The sequence below is a fragment of the Janthinobacterium algoris genome (genome assembly GCF_051380935.1).
Classification (GTDB): Bacteria; Pseudomonadota; Gammaproteobacteria; order Burkholderiales; family Burkholderiaceae_D; genus Janthinobacterium.
Genome location: NZ_JBNYXZ010000042.1, coordinates 1 through 1925, shown reverse-complemented (window position 1 = coordinate 1925; position 1925 = coordinate 1). Strand labels below are relative to the sequence as shown.

The window sequence follows — 1925 nt, the reverse complement described above, 5'->3', positions numbered from 1 at the left end:
CAGTAAAAGGGCATACGCCCTGACCGCTTCCATCATGCCGACGACACCAAGCGACGTTATCAAACGCTTGAGGTTATAGGCGAGTACGTGCAGGCTCATTTCGGTCTTCACGCGCTCCAGGCCTTTCGTCAGGAAGTGCGTCGCTCCCATCCACGACTTGATGGTGCCAAACGGATGCTCGACTGAGCAGCGTCGGATTCGCATGGCGTCGGGACTGTGTTCGAGCTGCACCTGCATGTCGTCGAGCACGTCCTGGTGCTCCCAACGCGTAACCCGGCGCTGCTGGCTCGGCGTGCACTTGTCCTTGAGCGGGCAGGCCTTGCAGTTCGAGCTCCAGTAACGGTTGAGCGTCATGCCTTTTTCGACTGCGGCGAAACGCCAGATCAGTGCTTGACCTGCCGGGCAGCGGTACTCGTTCTTCTCCCGATCGTAGACGAAGTCGGCCTTGTCAAATCTCCCGTCGGCCTTGGCGTTGGAGGTCTTAGTCGCCGGCACCAGCACGGCAATGCCGGCCTGCTTGCACGCCAGGATTTCCTCACCCTTGAAGTAGCCGCGATCAGCGATCACTGTTAGCGAGCTTGCCCCGATTGCGGTGCGAGCCTTCTTGGCCATTCCCGACAGTTGATCGCGGTCGCTGCCGATATTAGTTACCTCGTGTTCGATGATCAGATGGTGCTTGGCGTCGACCGCGGTCTGCACGTTGTAGCCGACGATGCCTGAGCCTCGCGTCATCATGGAGCGGGCGTCCGGGTCGGTCAGCGAGATCTGCGTTTCGCCAGTCGCCTCCAGCTTCGCTTCGATTTCCTTGAGCGCCGCCATCTGCGATTTCATTGCCGCGATCTTGTCGTTCAGCCGGGCGCTGCGCGCTTGCTTTGTCGCCGGTTCCTGCCTGTCAGCGGTATCGAGTTCCGCCAGATAGCGACTGATGTTCGCCTCGATCTCCTCCATCCGGCGCTTGAGCTTGGCCTGCGTGAAGTTACGATCACTGCTGTTGACTGCCTTAAACTTGCTGCCGTCAATCGCTACCACTGCGTCCGAGAACAGGTCCAGTTGCTGGCACAGCACGACGAACTGCCGGCACACATTGCGTATTGCCTTGCCGTTGGCCGTGCGGAAGTTCGCGATCGTCTTGAAGTCCGGCGTCAGGCGTCCTGTCAACCACATCAATTCAACATTGCGTTGCGCTTCGCGCTCGAGCCGACGGCTCGACTGGATGCGGTTGAGGTAGCCGTAAATGTAGAGCTTGAGCAGCAATGCCGGATGGTAGGACGGCCGACCCGTCTTTGCCGGTTGCACCCGCTCGAACCCCAGTTTGCCCAGGTCGAGTTCGTCGACAAACGCGTCGACAACGCGAACCGGGTTGGTTTCGGCAACGTAATCGTCCAGCAGCTCGGGCAGCAGCATTCCCTGTCCTCGGTCTTCGCCCTCGATAAAGCGCTTCATCTTGCACCCGTATTGATGAGATACTTGCTTAACGTTTGACGAATAATTTGCGTTTACCTAACTCGGCGCTTTTTCAACACCTCCGCTGAAGTCGGTAATTTACTCTGGGGACACCTTGCAAGCTGATTCCATCCTCTATCTTGTCGCCCCGGCGGACCGACCTCCCTTTTATCGAGTCGCAGACCATCTTTGGGGTCCAGATGCGAACGTTGATTCAGACGGGAACAGTATGAATCCCGATGACACGCTCTGGACCGAGCTTTCTCTTCGGATGCGCGAAGGTCCGGCAGATGCTGAGGTTCACATCGATCCAAGCTCGTTCGAACCTCTTGTTCTTCAAATTCGCTCACCAAACGCCGGACTCGCTGAGAAAGTCGCGGAATATCTGCTGGTGTCATGCGGTGGCCGGATCACTCACGAACTGCCTCGTTGAAGGTAGCAGTCGCTGCGTGAATGAGCGACGTTTTTACACAGTCTGGGCC

The 1925-nt window shown here is 57.9% G+C and carries 2 protein-coding genes; one reads left to right on the top strand and one right to left on the bottom strand.

The genetic code is table 11. The annotated features are described in order from the left end of the window. Positions 1-1443 (bottom strand): IS1182 family transposase (locus ACQ4W7_RS29080; protein ID WP_436535208.1); only part of this gene is annotated, 1443 nt, incomplete at its 3' end. Between the two features lie 229 nt (positions 1444-1672). Here ACQ4W7_RS29080 and ACQ4W7_RS29075 point away from each other — a divergent pair. Beyond that, positions 1673-1876, top strand: coding sequence for a hypothetical protein (locus ACQ4W7_RS29075; RefSeq protein WP_436535206.1), 204 nt, complete (start codon positions 1673-1675; stop codon positions 1874-1876). The last annotated feature ends 49 nt before the right edge of the window (positions 1877-1925 follow it).

Bases quoted from the DNA above. Each gene is read 5' to 3' on its own strand.
- ACQ4W7_RS29075 (WP_436535206.1), top strand. From the start codon at position 1,673: ATGAATCCCGATGACACGCTCTGGACCGAGCTTTCTCTTCGGATGCGC.